This is a genomic window from Halomonas sp. KG2, from assembly GCA_030440445.1.
Classification (GTDB): Bacteria; Pseudomonadota; Gammaproteobacteria; order Pseudomonadales; family Halomonadaceae; genus Vreelandella.
On record CP098528.1, the window covers coordinates 3,240,404 to 3,257,002 of the forward strand.

General features: G+C 52.3%; 10 protein-coding genes and 2 pseudogenes. 8 read left to right on the forward strand and 4 right to left on the reverse strand.

All coding sequences use genetic code 11. The features are described from left to right. Positions 1-125 precede the first annotated feature (125 nt). Positions 126-1,883, forward strand: a complete 1,758-nt coding sequence (locus tag NDQ72_15115) for a hypothetical protein (protein WKD27376.1) — start codon at positions 126-128, stop codon at positions 1,881-1,883. Between the two features lie 188 nt (positions 1,884-2,071). Then, positions 2,072-8,848, forward strand: coding sequence for a glycosyl transferase (locus NDQ72_15120; protein WKD27377.1), 6,777 nt, complete (start codon positions 2,072-2,074; stop codon positions 8,846-8,848). Between the two features lie 119 nt (positions 8,849-8,967). Here NDQ72_15120 and NDQ72_15125 read toward each other — a convergent pair whose 3' ends face one another. Further along, complete coding sequence (locus NDQ72_15125; protein WKD27378.1) at positions 8,968-9,297, reverse strand: hypothetical protein; 330 nt, start codon at positions 9,295-9,297, stop codon at positions 8,968-8,970. A 244-nt stretch (positions 9,298-9,541) separates the two neighbouring features. Here NDQ72_15125 and NDQ72_15130 point away from each other — a divergent pair. The 6 genes and pseudogenes from NDQ72_15130 (at position 9,542) to NDQ72_15155 (ending at position 13,629) form a co-directional block, all read left to right on the forward strand. Then, a pseudogene (locus NDQ72_15130) lies at positions 9,542-9,895 on the forward strand (cation:dicarboxylase symporter family transporter). Positions 9,896-9,965: 70 nt separating this feature from the next. Further along, positions 9,966-11,053 (forward strand): IS3 family transposase gene (locus tag NDQ72_15135; GenBank protein WKD27379.1). Its coding sequence is split into 2 segments (ribosomal slippage): positions 9,966-10,218 and positions 10,218-11,053, totalling 1,089 coding nucleotides; the frame shifts between segments, so codons are not numbered across the junction. Positions 11,054-11,094: 41 nt separating this feature from the next. Then, positions 11,095-11,979, forward strand: a pseudogene (gene sstT, locus NDQ72_15140) (serine/threonine transporter SstT). Positions 11,980-12,048: 69 nt separating this feature from the next. Next, a complete protein-coding gene (locus tag NDQ72_15145; protein WKD27380.1) occupies positions 12,049-12,579 on the forward strand; it encodes an XRE family transcriptional regulator in 531 nt (176 codons plus the stop codon). Further along, positions 12,576-13,301 (forward strand): AzlC family ABC transporter permease, encoded by a 726-nt coding sequence (locus NDQ72_15150; GenBank protein ID WKD27381.1) that lies wholly within the window; start codon positions 12,576-12,578, stop codon positions 13,299-13,301. Before NDQ72_15145 ends, NDQ72_15150 begins: the two co-directional genes overlap by 4 nt. Then, positions 13,294-13,629 carry an AzlD domain-containing protein gene (locus tag NDQ72_15155; GenBank protein WKD27382.1) on the forward strand — a complete coding sequence of 112 codons (336 nt, stop codon included), beginning with the start codon at positions 13,294-13,296 and terminating at the stop codon, positions 13,627-13,629. Before NDQ72_15150 ends, NDQ72_15155 begins: the two co-directional genes overlap by 8 nt. Positions 13,630-13,644: 15 nt before the next feature. Here the strand turns inward: NDQ72_15155 and NDQ72_15160 are convergent, their stop codons facing one another. From NDQ72_15160 to NDQ72_15170, 3 genes are all read right to left on the reverse strand, one after another. Next, positions 13,645-14,934, reverse strand: a complete 1,290-nt coding sequence (locus tag NDQ72_15160) for a TRAP transporter large permease (GenBank protein WKD27383.1) — start codon at positions 14,932-14,934, stop codon at positions 13,645-13,647. Next, positions 14,931-15,437, reverse strand: coding sequence for a TRAP transporter small permease (locus tag NDQ72_15165; GenBank protein WKD27384.1), 507 nt, complete (start codon positions 15,435-15,437; stop codon positions 14,931-14,933). Before NDQ72_15165 ends, NDQ72_15160 begins: the two co-directional genes overlap by 4 nt. Positions 15,438-15,513: 76 nt before the next feature. Next, a complete protein-coding gene (locus NDQ72_15170; GenBank protein ID WKD27385.1) occupies positions 15,514-16,500 on the reverse strand; it encodes a TRAP transporter substrate-binding protein in 987 nt (328 codons plus the stop codon). Between the last annotated feature and the right edge of the window lie 99 nt (positions 16,501-16,599).

The following is a 16,599-nucleotide window of genomic DNA, read 5'->3' on the forward strand; positions in this document are numbered from 1 at the left end:
CCCTATAACGGTTACGCACGTAATGTGCGTTATCGAACCGACAGCAGCGAACGTTAAGCACATCGTCCTGATAGAAAAGCATTGTTTTAAGAGCTGTGCTGTACACATTCATCAGGATGTAACCCGTGACTCTTTTTTTTCAGACGCCTTTATTTCGTCGTGTGCGCCAACACAAAGCTTCTATGGCATTGTGGAGCTCCCCTGCGCCAGTACGTGAAGAGTTATTTAGTGCAGAGCGACTTGAGCAGCACGCGGGTAGTTTAGCGCTGGCACAACAAGTTGTGACTGCAAGACCGATCAAAGTAGTGTCGTTGACGCGCCGCCTAAACGATAATGCACGCGTATTACTTGCCGCTTACCGCGCTTGCGCAGTCACGCTGGCAGAAGGCCGAGATGTCGTTCCCGCTGCCGCTTGGTTACTTGATAATTATCATCTTATCGAAGCACAAATTCGTGAAATACGCGGCGATCTTCCGCCGGGTTATTACCGACAGTTACCAAAACTTGCAGAAGGCCCCTTTGCGGGCTACCCACGCGTCTTTGGTATTGCGTGGGCATTTATTGCACATACCGATAGCAATATAGAACTCGCTAACTTACGTACATTTATTAAAGCTTATCAACGCGTACAGCCACTAACAATTGGAGAGTTATGGGCGGTCGCGATAACGCTTCGTATTGTATTAGTTGAAAATTTACGTCGACTTGCCGATCAAATTATTAGTGAACAAACGGCGCGCGATGCCGCGGACACACTTGCGGCTAGATGGATTGCTACTGAAAATGACTCGGTAAACAACGAATCGGCTAATAGCATCTCGACAGATAGCTGCTCAATGGATGATGGTTCAATTGATCATCAATTCCCTTCTTTTACGTCTCAGAAAACGCCACTGTCGGCGCCCTTTATAGCTCAATTAGCCAAACGTTTACGCGGTGTTAACCCCCATACCAATGCACTGGCCTGCTGGCTTTTTGAGCAGCTTAATCGCCAGGGCGAATCCATCGATGATGTCGTGCAAAGTAACCAACAGCGCCAAGGTGCAGCGAACGTTACTGTGCGAAATATCATTACCAGTATGCGTTTTATTTCTAGCACCGATTGGGCTGAGCTTTTCGAAAGTGTCAGTTTGGTAGACGCAAAATTACGCGAACACAGCCGCTTTGCGCAGTATGATTTTTCAACACGTAATCAGTATCGCATTGCAGTGGAAGAGCTCGCCCGTGGCTCAGCCTATAGCGAGTTGGAAGTCGTTGATCATACGCTAACGCTGTCAGGAGAAGCGCTGCCACTTACCGATGATGTCCATGAGGCAGCACGAGTCGAAGACCCCGGTTATTTTTTAGTGGCAGCGGGTAGGAATACGTTAGAAGAACGCCTTAACTATCGCCCGCCATTGAAACGGCGCTTTCGCCAGCTGCTGTTGAAAAATGGCATCAATGGCTACGTCATAATGCTGACAGCGACTACCGTCGCTTTGATGGTATTGGCCGGGTGGTTGCTGTTATCAACGCATTCAGGCGAGGTGTCGTCACTGTGGTTATTGTTATTGGCAGCTCTGGGCGTACTGCCCACGATTGAGTTCGCTACGTCTATCGTCAATCGTTTCGTTATTTATAATATCGGCGCTCAGCCACTGCCTAGCCTAGATCTTTCCAAAGGTGTTCCCCCCTCTCTTCGTACGCTGGTGGCAATGCCAACGCTATTGACCAATGAAACTGACTTACAAGAACAGCTTGATCGGCTTGAGGTGCACCACCTGGGTAGTGATGGCGGTGCTATTAGCTATGCACTGTTAACGGATGGTGTTGATGCCCAGCAGGCAGAACTAGCCACCGATGAGGCATTGTTGAGCATTTGTGAAAAACGCATTGAGAATTAAACAAACGCTACTGTGCTTCCAGCCATGAAAAGCGCTTCTTTTTACTGCACCGCAACCGCGTCTACAACGCAGGTGAACAATGCTGGATGGGGTGGGAGCGCAAACGGGGCAAGCTCCATGAACTCAATAAACTGTTACGTGGCGCAACCGATACGACCTTCAGGGCCCCACCTTCCCTGCCAAGAAATGTGCACTATATTCTCACGCTGGACGCCGATACACGCCTGCCAAGAGGAGCCGCCAGCAAGCTGGTTGGCAAAATAGCCCACCCGTTAAACCACCCTCGATTTGATACGCAGCAACGGCGGGTAGTGGAAGGCTATGCAATTTTGCAACCACGCGTCACTCAATCGATGCCTACAGGCGAAAGAGGCTCTATTTATCAACAGCTGTGCTCTTCTCCAGGCGGCATTGACCCTTATGCCGCCGCCATTTCAGATCTTTATCAAGACCTAGTTGGTGATGGCTCGTTTGCAGGGAAAGGTATTTATAATATTGATGCCTTTGAGGCATCGCTTGAGGGCCGTATCGCTGAAAACAGCCTACTAAGTCACGATATGTTTGAGGGCATTTTTGCCCGTGCGGGATTGGCATCAGATATTGAAGTCATAGAAGACTTTCCAGACCGTTATGATGTGGTGGCAAAACGCCAACATCGCTGGGTGAGAGGCGATTGGCAGTTACTCCCTTGGTTATTAACAGCTTCATTACCGCCTTCAGGGCGCTTGAAAATACTCGGCAATCTACGCCGATCGCTGCTTCCCCCGTTACTATTAGCCTGCCTTGCAGTGAGCTGGCAACTGCCTCTCATGATGGCCGTTGTCAGTAGCTTAATGGTTATTATGGTCATTAGCATACCGGTCTTACTGTCGTTAATAACGTCGTTCGCTCCACTGCGCAAAGGCGTCAACCTTCGTTACCACTTCCAACAATGGAGGGATGAACTGACGCTGGGATTGAAACAAATTTTGCTGCAACTGATGTTTCTCCCTGACCAAGCGTGGCGGATGCTAGATGCCATTGTTAGCACCCTGACACGCGTTTTTATCACTCGCCGCCATTTACTAGAGTGGACATCGTCGGCCCAGACGATGAAATGCCCCCACCTGACCATTTGGGGGTTTTATCGGCACATGGCACCCGGTACGTTACTTGGCATAGCCATTGCCTTCAGTGCGTTATGGTTTAACAGTAGTGTTTGGCTAGTGGTCTTGCCGATAGCGCTACTATGGATAGCGGCGCTGGTACTGGCAACTTGGCTAAGCAGTACGGTTAGTATTGCGACCCAACCTCTTATAACAGAAGAAACCGCCCGTGAGTTTCGGCTAATTGCGCGTAGAACCTGGCGCTACTTTGAAACCTTTGTAACTACATCGACCAATCTACTACCGCCGGACAATTTTCAGGAAGAGCCTCGGCCGGTTATCGCCCAGCGAACGTCACCAACCAATATGGGTCTATACCTGCTGTCGATACTGGCGGCGCGTGATTTTGGTTGGATCGGTAGCCCCAACGCGCTAAGCCGTATAGAAACGACACTTGCCGTCATGCATACCCTGCCCCGCTATCGTGGTCACTTCTTTAACTGGTATGCAATCGATGATCTGCGTCCGCTAAACCCCAGGTATGTATCTACTGTCGATAGCGGCAACCTTGCTGGTCACCTCATTACTCTCGCTAACGCCTTGGAAACCTGGCAGGACACAACGTTTTCACCTGACCCTCGCCAAGCAATAGCTGATACATTGGCATTGGCGTTCGAAGCACTTAAATATGAAGAGCTTAAGCGCTCCTCCCAAGCAGCAGAAACACCTTCGCCCACCAAACCGCTCACTGATCAGCTTGAGAAAGTCGCCACTCTCGTAAGCGCAAATAAAACATCGCCATTAGACTTGGAAGCCCTGACCAAGCAAACCAAAAAAGCACTTAGTATCGCTGGCGACCTTTTCAATGAGCATCTCGCTAGTGACGATGATAAAGATGTGCTTTTTTGGGTGGCAGCACTACACAAAACGGCTGCACAGCATAGCGGTGACCACACAAACAACACAATCGCCAATGGCGCACATGTAGAGCGGCTCCAGCAACTGGCCAGTAAAGCGCGACGACTTGCCCTCAGTATGGATTTTGCGTTTCTCCTCAATCCTGAGCGGCAGTTACTGTCGATTGGCTTCTCGCTGGATGACGTCAGTCTGGACATCAGTTGTTATGATCTGCTGGCTTCAGAGGCACGGCTGGCCAGCCTGTTTGCCATTGCCAAAGGCGATGTAGCCACTCGTCACTGGTTCCGACTTGGGCGCGCTGCAACCCCCTTAAAAGAGGGTGCGGCAATGATTTCCTGGTCAGGCTCCATGTTCGAATACCTGATGCCGTCGCTGATAATCCGCGCTCCCGCTGGCAGTCTCTTGGAGCAAACTAACCGCCTGATAGTTAAACGCCAGGAAACATACGCCGCCCAGTTTTCAGCTCCTTGGGGCATTTCTGAGTCGGGGTATAACGCACGGGACATAGAGCATACTTATCAATATTCCAATTTTGGGGTGCCTGGATTAGGGCTGAAGCGTGGCCTATCGGCCGATTTAGTGGTCGCGCCGTACGCAACGGGGCTGGCGGCAATGATCGACCCAGAGGGGGCCTTCAAAAATTATCGCCGCCTTGCAGAAATGGGCGCGCTAGGACGCTATGGCTACTACGAAGCGCTAGACCTGACCCGCTCACGGCTCCCCAAAGGCGCCAAGCTGGTGATTGTGCGCAGCTATATGGCACACCACCAAGGCATGACCATCGTCGCCATCGCTAATACGCTTCACCGTGGGCAGATGCGACAACGCTTCCACCGCGAACCGATGATTCAGGCGAGCGAGCTATTGCTTCAAGAGCGTATTCCACGGGATGTGGCTATTGCTTATCCCCGTGCCGAAGAGGTGAAATCAACCGCTAGCCAAACCATCAACGAAGCACAAACCGTGCGCCGTCTATCAACCGGCGTCAACGGACCTCCAGTGACTCACCTGCTCTCAAACGGCAACTACTCTGTCATGTTGACCGCAACAGGTGGCGGCTACAGCCGATGGCACAATCTTGCCATCACTCGCTGGCAACCAGATACCACACGCGATCACTGGGGAAGCGTTATTTTTCTCCGCGATACGCGACGCCCAAGCGTTTGGAATGCAACAGGACAGTCACTGGAATCACATACCGACACGAATAACGACGACAATCACGTGTTATTTGCTGAAGATTATGCTCGCTATGACCATCGGCACGAATCTATTGCCAGTCACTTAGACATCCTGGTGTCTGGGGAAGATGACAGCGAAGTACGTTTGCTAACACTGACCAACAATGGACGCCAAACCTGCGACATTGATGTTACGGTTTATGCAGAATTAGTACTCACCACGCCGAGTACCGACAACGCCCATCCTAGCTTTGCCAAAATGTTCGTGGTTACTGAATACCTTCCAGCATTCAATGCGCTAATCGCCACCCGTCGGCGGCGGGCCCCCAGCGAAGCGCAAGTGTGGGCAGCTCACTTCGCCGTAGTGGAAGGCGATACTGTGGGAGACTTCCAATATGAGACCGACCGCGAGCAATTTATTGGCCGAGGCAACCGTATTTCCACAGCAACGGCACTTTCTGAAGGCCAGCATTTATCAGGCACGGTAGGCAGTGTTATTGACCCTATTTTTGCATCGCACTACTGCCTGCGGATCGCGCCAGGAAAAGCCGCCCGCATCGCTTACTGGACGGTTGTTGCCGGCTCACGCGAGGCGCTGATGGATCTCATTGATAAGCATCATGATGTTAGCGCCTTTGAGCGAGCAAAAATGCTCGCCTGGACTCAAGCGCAAGTGCAGCTACGCCATTTGGGCACTCAGCCAGAGGAGGCCGCCGACTTTCAGCGGCTGGCTGCCCCACTGCTCTATCCCGACGCATGCTTTAGGGCACCCCAGAAAACGATTCAAAGCGGCGCAGCTCAACAGTCACTGCTATGGCAACACGGGATCTCCGGTGATTTACCCATCGTATTGCTGCGGATTGAATCCACTGACGATTTGCCACAATTGCATCAATTACTTCGCGCCCATGAGTATTGGCGCATGAAACGTCTCGAAGTCGATATCGTCATCATCAATGAGCGTGCCTCCTCTTATATTCAAGATCTACAGCAAGCCATTGAAGCCACGATTCTCAGCAGCCAAGCAAGACCCCGGCTTCACAATGGCTATGCCCAGGGAACGGTTTATGCCTTACGCGCCGACTTAGCAAGCGCCCAGTCACGCTCTCAGCTTCTATCAATTGCTCGCGTGGTGCTGATAGCGCACCGAGGATCAATTGCAGATCAGCTGTCGGTTATGTTGTCTGGTCAGAGCACCGCCAAGCCTCCGCTTGCCATTACTAAACGCGCCCTCCCCAGACCGTTGATAGATAAGACTCATACTCTTCGCCAACTTAAGCGGCCTACACTCGAGCTTTTTAATGGTTGGGGCGGGTTTGCAAAGCAAGGACGAGAGTATGTCACCATCCTAGAAGCGGGCAGCTCAACGCCTGCGCCATGGATTAATGTCATTGCCAATCAACAGTTCGGGTTTCAAGTATCGGCAGAGGGCGCTGGCTATCTATGGGCAGACAGCAGCCGAGAAAACCAGCTGACGCCGTGGAGCAATGACCCCGTCATTGACCCAAGCGGAGATGCTGTTTATGTCCGAGATGAAGAGACGTTCGAGCTTTATACCGCAACGGCAAGCCCGATACGTGATTCAGGCCGCTACGTTGCGCGTCATGGCTTTGGCTATAGCCAATTTGAACATCAGAATGACGAGCTTAGCTTAGAACTGTTGCACTTTGTGCCCCTGGATGCCCCGTTGCGCATCTCACGGCTGAGACTGACTAATCATTCAAACCGGACACGCAAGCTCTCTGTGACCGCTTATGCAGAGTGGGTTTTGGGCACGTCGCGCAGCGCATCAGCTCCCTTCCTGATTACGTCGCAAGCACCAGAAAGCGGTGCGTTGTTAGTTACCAATCCATGGAATGCCGACTTCCCAGGCCGAGTGGCTTTTCTCGATATTGGCGAGCCACCTACGCAATGGACTGGCAATCGCAGCGAGTTTATCGGTTATGGAAAAAACCTGGTCGAACCGGCTGGGTTACGCTGTAAAACGCCGCTTTCCGGTACGTTAGGCGCGGGACTAGACCCCTGCGCCGCTCTTCAGCGTCCCGTGACGCTAGCCCCAGGAGAAACAGTCGACATTATCGTATTGCTTGGTCAGGGTGGCTCCAATGACGACGTTACGAGGCTGATTACCCGTTTTCGTGATGCTGACATTGATGCAGAGCTCGCCAACATTCATGACCATTGGAACACGCAGCTCAATGCCATCCAGGTCAAAACACCTGATCGGGCGATGGACATCATGCTAAACGGCTGGCTGCTGTATCAGACCATCGCCTGCCGTTTAACGGCTCGCTCAGCGTTTTACCAAGCCAGCAGTGCCTATGGCTTTCGCGACCAGCTGCAAGATTGCATGGCATTGACGTTTAGCAACGCCGCTACAACGCGCCAGCATTTACTGCGAGCGGCTTCACGCCAATTCCCGGAAGGCGATGTACAGCACTGGTGGTTGCCACATTCCGGACAAGGCGTGCGCACGCGCATCTCTGACGACCGGGTTTGGTTGGCTTACGCCTGCGCGCGTTATCTCGCAACAACCCAGGACATAACGGTGCTGGATGAGCCGGTGAGTTTTCTAGACGGCGCGCAGTTGTCATCGCATGAGCACGAACACTTTTTCCAGCCGACCACCTTGCTGGAAACCGCCCCACTGTTTGAACACTGCGCACGCGGACTGGATATCACCCTTTCGCAACTGGGTGAACATGGCTTGCCGCTGATAGGCGGCGGGGATTGGAATGACGGTATGAACCGCGTGGGTGCTGGGGGTAAGGGAGAGAGTGTGTGGCTAGGCTGGTTGCTGCTTAAAACACTTCATCAATTTGCGCCAATTGCCGAGCAGCGCGAGGCCCAAGCCTGCCACTCAGATGATCCTCAACGCGCCGCTCGTTGGTATCAACATGCCCATGCGCTACGCCTAGCGCTTGAAAACAGCGCTTGGGATGGCCAGTGGTATCGTCGAGCGACTTACGACAACGGCAGCTGGCTAGGCAGCAAACAAAGCGATGCATGCCAGATTGATTCCATCGCCCAATCATGGGCGGTGCTTTCCGGCGCCAGCGACCCTCAGCGGTCGACGCTCGCAATGCACTCCCTGGAGCGCGAGCTCATTCTGCATGACCCGCAGTTAGCGCTGCTTTTTTGGCCTCCCTTTGATCACCCTAAGCAGGATCCCGGCTATATAAGCGGCTACCCGCCTGGAATGCGCGAAAATGGCGGGCAGTATAGTCATGCATCAATGTGGGCAATTTTGGCCTTTGCACAGCTGGGTGAAGGCGACAAAGCATATCAGCTGTTTACACTGCTTAACCCCATCAACCATGCCACCACCACGGAAGCGGCTATCCGCTATCGCGTTGAGCCTTATGTGGTCGCTGCTGATGTGTATTCTGTGGCACCCCATGTGGGTAGAGGAGGCTGGACATGGTATACCGGCGCCGCCGGTTGGATGTATCAAGCCGGTATGGAGGGTATTTTAGGCATTCGCCGGGAAGCGAGCTGGCTGGTAATTTATCCCTGCCTGCCAGCGAGCTGGCCGCATTTTACTACCGACATTACCCTTGCCCAATCGCACTATCATATCAAGGTGACCAACGCGCAAGCTTCTCCAGCGACGTTAAGTCAGAATCTCTTAAGCCAACCCCTCCTAAGCCAAGCCCTCACGGCAACACTGGATGGCGTTTGCTTAGCAGAAACGGAGGTTGGTATGCCCATTCGAGTGCCCCTAGATAGTCAGCATCATCAACTAGAGATAGTTATCAGGCGATGTGCCCCTGCATCATGACAATGTTATGTGGCGTTAAACGCTGATAACACGGAGTGCTCAACAAAACGGCTTGCCTCTATCCCGAAGAATCATCAGCAAGGGCGCTGTTAGGGGAGGCAAACCGTTGGGAATTTTTATCAGTCTAAATCATCTAGCGTAACCACAAGATCCCGGGTAGATACATCTACCTTCCAGAAGGTATAGCTGTCGTCGTCTTCATCGACCAAACGAATATCGAAGATAGGACTGTCATACCCCGTAATCGTCACCCGCTGAGTATCACCATCCATCAGAACATCATTGCCGAGCACATCCTCTTCCCAGCTTTTCGAATCTGTTGGGCTTATATACATATAATACAAGATATAGCCCGTACGATTAGTGATATCGATGTAGTAGTCGGCAGCCATTGCAAGCGAAGAGCTACACAGTATCAGCAGTGCAGCTAATAACACTTTAATGCGCATTGATAAGTTCCTTGTTCTTTTCTCTTTTAAGAGGAGCGATAGGTTGCAACGTAGGTGTCGCCAAGAATAAAACTCAGCGATCGGCACATTATATCGCCAGTTACTTATCTAATTGAGCGCCCTCCCCAAGTTTTTCATACAACTGCCCGCGAGATACTCACAGCTGGTAGAATGCTGCCCCTTTCAGGCACGTCCACGGCCTATCGCCACAACGTTTCCCCTTCTACTACCTGAGAGTCGCGCAATGATTGCCACCGTCTACACTGTGTTTCAGCCACTTTTCCGGCTGGGCCTTATCCCGCAGATTTTAATTGGCATTGTTGCCGGGGTATTCATCGCCCTTTTCACACCGGACATTGCAGGCAATGTGGCACTGCTTGGCCAGCTATTTATTGCCGCTCTGCAAGCAGTGGCCCCTATTTTAGTTTTTGTGCTGGTTACCGCTGCCATCGCTGCACACAAGAAAGGTCAACCAACACACATTCGCCCCGTGCTCATACTGTATGTGGTAGGCACATTAATCGCTGCGCTAATTGCAGTGGCGGCAAGCTTTCTGTTCCCTACCGAACTTTCATTGAATGCGGGGCAAATTGACGGGGTAATCCCCCCGAAAAACCAGGGTGTTCAAAAGTAGAATTTTCCGTAAGCTAAACGCAGGGAGATTCTGCATGAAAAAATCACGTTTTTCTGACAGCCAAATACTGTCAATTCTCAAGCAAGCCGAAGGCGGCGCTCCGGTTCCAGAGCTGTGTCGTGAGCATGGCATGAGCAGTGCGACTTTCTACAAGTGGCGAGCTAAATTCGGCGGCATGGATGCGTCCATGATGGCCCGGTTGAAAGAGCTAGAGGATGAAAACCGACGGCTCAAGAAGATGTACGCTGAGGAACGATTGAAAGCGGACATCCTCAAGGAAGCCATCGAAAAAAAGTGGTGAAGCCGTCTCGACGCCGTGAGATGGCGCAGAAAGCCGTCAATGAGAAGCGCATCAGCATTCGACTGGCTTGCTGGATGTTCAGCATCAGCGAGACCTGCTATCGCTACCGGGCCAAGCTCAGCAGCGAGAATACCGAGATCGCCGACTGGCTAATCCGGTTGACCCATAACCAGCGCAATTGGGGCTTCGGCCTGTGCTTTTTGCACCTGAGAAACGTCAAAGGGTTTGGCTGGAATCACAAACGGGTTTACCGAATTTATCGGGAGCTGGAACTGAACCTGCGGATAAAACCCAAGAAACGCCTGGTTCGTGAAAAGCCGGAGCCATTGGCCGTGCCGGAAATGATCAATGACAGTTGGTCGATGGACTTCATGCACGACCAGCTCAACGATGGTCGCAGATACCGGCTGCTGAATGTGATTGATGACTTCAACCGCGAAGGCCTTTGCATCGAAGTAGACTTCTCGCTTCCGACAGAGCGTGTTATACGGTCACTGGAGCAGATCATTGAGTGGCGGGGCAAACCGCGCTCTATTCGCTGTGACAACGGCCCTGAATACATCAGCGGCAAGCTGGCGAACTGGGCGAAAAACCAAGGCATTGTGTTGGCGTTTATCCAGCCCGGCAAGCCCCAGCAGAATGCCTATATCGAACGCTACAACCGAACGGTGCGTTACGATTGGCTGGCCCAGTATCTGTTCGACAGCACCGAAGAAGTCCAAGGTTATGCTACTCGCTGGCTCTGGCACTACAATCACGAACGACCCAATATGGGACTCGGAGGAATCACTCCTCAACAGAAGTTGGCCATGATGGCCTGAGGCCTACTTTTGAAGCCCTCTAAAAATGGGGGGATTACCACGGCAATCCTCCTGGGGATATTTTTAGCGTTCTAAGGGACCTGTTATTGAATGCGGTGGCTAACCCGGTAAGTGCGCTAATGGAAGCGAACTTTATCGCTATTCTGGCATGGGCCATTGGCCTTGGTTTAATGCTACGCCAAGCCAGCGACACCACCCGCCAAGCGTTAAGCGATTTATCCACTGCTGTCACCCGCATTGTCACGCTGGTAATTCGCTTAGCGCCGATTGGCATCTTTGGCTTAGTCGCGGGAACCTTGGCAGAGTCAGGGGTAGAGGCATTGCTCAACTACGCTCAACTGCTAGGGGTCATCGTAGGCTGTATGCTGTTTGTTGCTCTGGTTAGCAATCCGTTGCTCGTTTACTTCACTACCCGTCAGAACCCTTACCCACTGGTGTTCACCTGCCTGCGCGGCAGTGCCATCACCGCCTTTTTCACCCGTAGCTCAGCGGCGAATATCCCCGTAAATTTAGAGCTGTGCCGCCGCCTAAAGCTGGATGCCGACACCTACGCTATTTCTATTCCGCTCGGCGCGACGATCAACATGTGTGGTGCAGCTATCACCATAACGGTGATTACCTTGGCGACCACCCATACGCTAGGCATTACCGTCGACTTCCCCACAGCCCTACTACTGTGCGTGGTGTCTGCACTGGCTGCCTGCGGTGTTTCAGGCGTAGCCGGTGGTTCGCTGATGCTAATTCCGATGGCTGCCAACCTGTTTGGCATTCCAACAGAAGTTGCCATGCAGGCGGTAGCGATTGGCTTTGTCATCAGCGTGGTACAAGACGCGACCGAAACCGCGCTGAATTCCTCAACGGATGTGCTGTTCACTGCTGCCGCCTGCCGAGCCCGTCAACCGTCCGACTCTGACCACACGATATAACACAATTTGTTTGACTTCTCGCTGTTCCTTATATAGAACGTTCTATAAAAGGAACAGCGAGATAATAGAATGGATGAGCACTCACTAAGTACCCTAGGCCAGCATTTGCAATCCCTTCGCCAAGCGCGGGGCTGGTCACTCTCCTATCTAGCCAATGCCGCTGGCATTGCCAAATCGAATCTGTGCCGTCTGGAACAAGGTAATGGCAACCCCACCTTGGACACCATCTGGCGGTTAGCAGTGCAGCTTAATGTCCCCTTCGGCACCCTGGTCGCGCCTATCTCAGTGCCTTTAGGTGAAGATGGCGTGCAAGTTCAGTTAATTGACCAGGGAAAAGGCTCGCCTCAGGTAGATGCCTATTGGATGCGCTGCGCTCCCCATACCCTGCGTCACGCTGAAGCTCACACCCTGGGCACTCAAGAAACGCTGACCCTGATCAGCGGCTGGCTAGAAGCCGGCCCAGAAGGGGCAGTGACGACGCTAACCCCTGGCGAAAGCATCACCTTCCGTGCTGATAAGCCTCACTTTTACCGCACCCAAGACCACGAGGCCACCATGCTACTTACCATTACTTACGGCGAACAGGGAGAAGCGCTATGAACCAACTCGTCAGCCACTCGCCTTGGCGTAGCGCGCTGCAAGGCGTGCGGGAAGCGATTCCGCTATTGGGTGGTTACATACCGGTGGCGCTATCATTTGGTTTAGTGGCTAGCCAAGCAGGCTTTAGCACATGGGAAGCCACAGCTATATCAGCGCTGATTTACGCGGGTGCTTCGCAGTTTTTGTTTGTGGGCATGATCGCCACCGGCGCTCCGCTGTGGTTGGTGGTAGCAATGACATTACTGATTAATGTGCGCCATGTAGTGTACGGCCCTAACCTAGCCGAGCTGCTGCCGCGCAGCCGCCATTGGCCATGGCTAATGCACGGCCTAACCGACCAGGTATTTGCTCTGGCATTAACCAGGCTTCCTCAGTTGCCTGACGCGAAGCGCTTTAGCTGGTTTGTAGGTGCATCGTTACTGGCGTGGGGAGCATGGGCAGTGGGCACTGCCGTGGGGGCTACCGCTGGCGAAACATTTACCGCCCGCTGGCCGTTGTTGGGTGAAATTATGCCCTTCGCGCTGCCTGCACTATTTCTCACCATGGTGGCTCCGCGTTTTACCGATAAACGCTGGGCAGTAGCAATGGGACTCACCATCATTGCCGCACTGTGTTTAACGCTGACTGGATGGGGCAATGTGGCCATCCCATTGGCGGCTGCCTGTGGCGCGCTGTGCTTCTATCTGGTGAAGTTTGAAAAAAGGAGAGGAAGTAATGAGTAGCGCGTTGTGGTTAGCGGTGATGATATCCGCGATAGGTACTCTGCTGATGCGTGTGGTGCCTTTTCTATGGATGCAGCGCCGTATAAACAGTGAGACAGGCATTAACAATATGCCTCAGTGGCTAAGTATTCTCGGCCCGCTGATGATCGCCGCTGTGCTCGGTGTTTCTATCGTGCCAGTGAGCCCGAGTGCCGTTTCATGGATTGCCACTGCTATCGGTCTTGCCGTCACATTGTGGGTATGGTCGCGGCTCCGCTCTTTGGGCTGGCCGGTCGCTGCTGGGGTGGCAGTATTTGGCATCGTAGAGGTGGGGGTAGCGCTAATATAACGCTACCCCACCTTACTAAAACGCTTTTGGAAACACTAATTGCGGTAAATACAGAAAGACGCTTGGCAGTAGTATCATGGCGATAATTATCGACATAATGAGCACTATTAGCGGTATTACTGCCATAAAAGCACGCGGCATGGAAACTTCGCCAATCTGTGTTGCGATAAGCAGACAAATACCATAGGGAGGCGTAATCAACCCTAGGGTGAGCGATAAAATCACTACCAGCGCCATATGGACCTGGTTGATATCAGCCGCGATACACAGTCCCTGAATAATGGGGAGGAAGATAATAACTGCCGTCACCGGGCTGAGAACGGTTCCAATCACTAACATGAACAGCATCACCAACAGCATGATGCCCACCCGCGATTGCGTTACGGTGAGGATAAAGTTAGCGACCTCCTGAGCGATCCCCAAGTACGAAATCAGCCACCCCATAATGCCTGCGGAAGCAACAGCAAACATCGGTAACGAAAAGGCTACAACCGAATCTGACAAAATGCCGGGAAGCTGCCTAAAACGTATCGCTCGATAAAAAACAAAGGCCAACAACACGCCTACTAAGACCGCTACCGAAGCCGCTTCCGTAGCAGTGAATACGCCTAGGGTGATGCCACCTAGCACCACTAGCGGCAGCACCATAGGTGGAGCAGCGGTGATCGCTGTACGCCCCATTTGGCGGAAAGAGAACTTACCCGTTGCTTTAATATCGTGCTTTCTCGCGATGTAATACACATATCCCATCTGCATCAAACCGACGAGTATCCCTGGCAGAATGCCCCCCATAAACAGAGCACCCACTGATACATTGCCAAAGGCACCGTAAATTACCATGAGAATCGAGGGTGGAATGATCCCTCCCAGCACAGACGATGCTGCCGTCAATGCCACAGCAAACGGCGCGGGATAGCCCGACTTCTTCATCGCAGGAATGAGCACCGCCCCCACGCTGGCAGTATCTGCAGCTGCAGACCCCGAAAGGCTGGCGAACATCATGGATACCATGACATTGATGTGGCCCAGACCGCCGCGAACATGCCCAACGGTGCTATCCGCAAAGCGCAGCAGGCGGTCGGTGATGCCCCCGTCGTTCATCAGGCGCCCTAACAATAGGAAGAAAGGCACGGCCAGTAACGGGAATGAGTTAATGCTGGCAAACATCTGATTAACGACCGAGGTTAAAGGCAGCCCCAATTGCATGATCGTCAATATGGAAGCCAAACCAATAGCAAAAGCGATAGGGACACTTAGGCCGATAAGAATCAGAAAACTGCCAATCAAGGTAATCAATGGACTCATGATTCGGGGGCCTCTCCACCACTGGCCGCATCTCTACCAGCACGCAGCTTAGCGATATCATCGCGAATAGTCTCAATAGAAAATAGCAACATGGAGATACCTGCTACGGGGATCGCGGCGAACACATAGGCCATGGGCGTACCTAAGGCTACCGAGCGTCGGTTCCAGCCCATATCCACCAGTACATTACCGTGCACAATCAGTACATAGATCACGGGCAGACAGGCGAGGCTACCGAATAAGCGTAATACGCGCTGAGTAATAACAAAGCTTGGAGGGAACACGTCCACCACATAGTGCCTACGCTTACGCAGTGCAATGGCCGCGCCAATAAAGACCGCCCAAATGAAACAAGCCATAGCAACTTCATCGGTCCACGATACTGATATTTTCAGGTAGTTACGTGCCACCACCTGATAGAGCACCGTTAGGATAAAGGCTGCAAACAGCGAGCCCGCGATAAATGTCAGGAGTTTCTCCAACAGATCGTTTATTTTCCGCATTTTTCTGCCCTTACATTGGCGCACTGCTTTCAGATGAGACACAAAGCAGCACGCCAAAGCGCTGATGGATCGCGGTTTACAGGTTGCGAATCGTGTCAAGCAGCTCAGTCAAACCACGTTCCTCAGCAAACTCGTCATGCAGAGGAACGACCGCATCAATGAAGGCCTGCTTGTCGACTTCAGTCACCGTTACACCTAGCTCCTCGAATTCCTGAATAAACTCCGCATCGTACTCCACTCCTTTTTCAGTGCCGAACTCACCCGCATTCTGGGCCGCATTGAGAATGATGGCCTGATCCTCTTCCGAGAAGCGGTTAAAGCGGTTCTCACTGATGGAAATATGGCTCATCATCACCTGGTGTTCGGTTTTGGCATGATAAGGAGCTACTTCATAAAGGCGGCTTGAGTAATAACCACTGATGGTGCTCTCGAAGGCCCCCACTACGCCGGTTTGCAGGCCAGTGTAGATTTCTGTCCATGGTAGCGATGTCGTCAACGCACCGACTGATTGCCACATATCAGCATCCAGGCGGGAACCAGTCACACGCATCTTGATACCTTGCAGATCAGAGGGCTGGGTGACAGGTCCGGTATTGGTACTTAAATTGCGCGTTCCCCCTCCTGTCAGACTCAACAACTTCAAGCCTACGCCTGACTCCTGCATAGCGTTGGCGAAGTAGTCAAACACGGGCGAGTCTGGAGAGGTGGCAGCCCGGAATTTATCCATATCTTCAAACAGATAATTAAGACTGAAAATTTCAAATTCAGGGGTATACGGCGAAATATTCATCACACCGCCAATGATCATATCGGTAGTACCGATACGAATCTCATCGACCATTGTCTGGTCATTACCTAATTGGCCACCTGGGAAAATCTGTACATCGATACGCCCATCGGTCGCTTCTGCTACTTCGGCTTTAAACGCTTCAGCAGCATCAATCCATGGGTGAGGAGCACTTACTACCGTGCCCAAGCGCAAGGTTTCTGCCATAGCAGGGGAAATAAAAAGCATGGAAGTTGCGGCTGCCAGGGCCAAGCGCGAAAACGTACGTTTTGTCATGGGGACGTTCCTCTTATATGTTTACTAGCGGTCTATGGGTGCTAACTGTCTATAGGTACTAACTGCCGATAGTGACTAGCTGCCGATAGATACTCGCCA

Excerpts from the sequence above, each read along its gene's own strand:
- NDQ72_15155 (WKD27382.1), top strand. The coding sequence starts at position 13,294 with ATGAGTAGCGCGTTGTGGTTAGCGGTGATGATATCCGCGATAGGTACT.
- NDQ72_15170 (WKD27385.1), bottom strand. The coding sequence starts at position 16,500 with ATGACAAAACGTACGTTTTCGCGCTTGGCCCTGGCAGCCGCAACTTCC.
- NDQ72_15145 (WKD27380.1), top strand. The coding sequence starts at position 12,049 with ATGGATGAGCACTCACTAAGTACCCTAGGCCAGCATTTGCAATCCCTT.
- NDQ72_15125 (WKD27378.1), bottom strand. The coding sequence starts at position 9,297 with ATGCGCATTAAAGTGTTATTAGCTGCACTGCTGATACTGTGTAGCTCT.
- NDQ72_15165 (WKD27384.1), bottom strand. The coding sequence starts at position 15,437 with ATGCGGAAAATAAACGATCTGTTGGAGAAACTCCTGACATTTATCGCG.
- NDQ72_15160 (WKD27383.1), bottom strand. The coding sequence starts at position 14,934 with ATGAGTCCATTGATTACCTTGATTGGCAGTTTTCTGATTCTTATCGGC.
- NDQ72_15150 (WKD27381.1), top strand. The coding sequence starts at position 12,576 with ATGAACCAACTCGTCAGCCACTCGCCTTGGCGTAGCGCGCTGCAAGGC.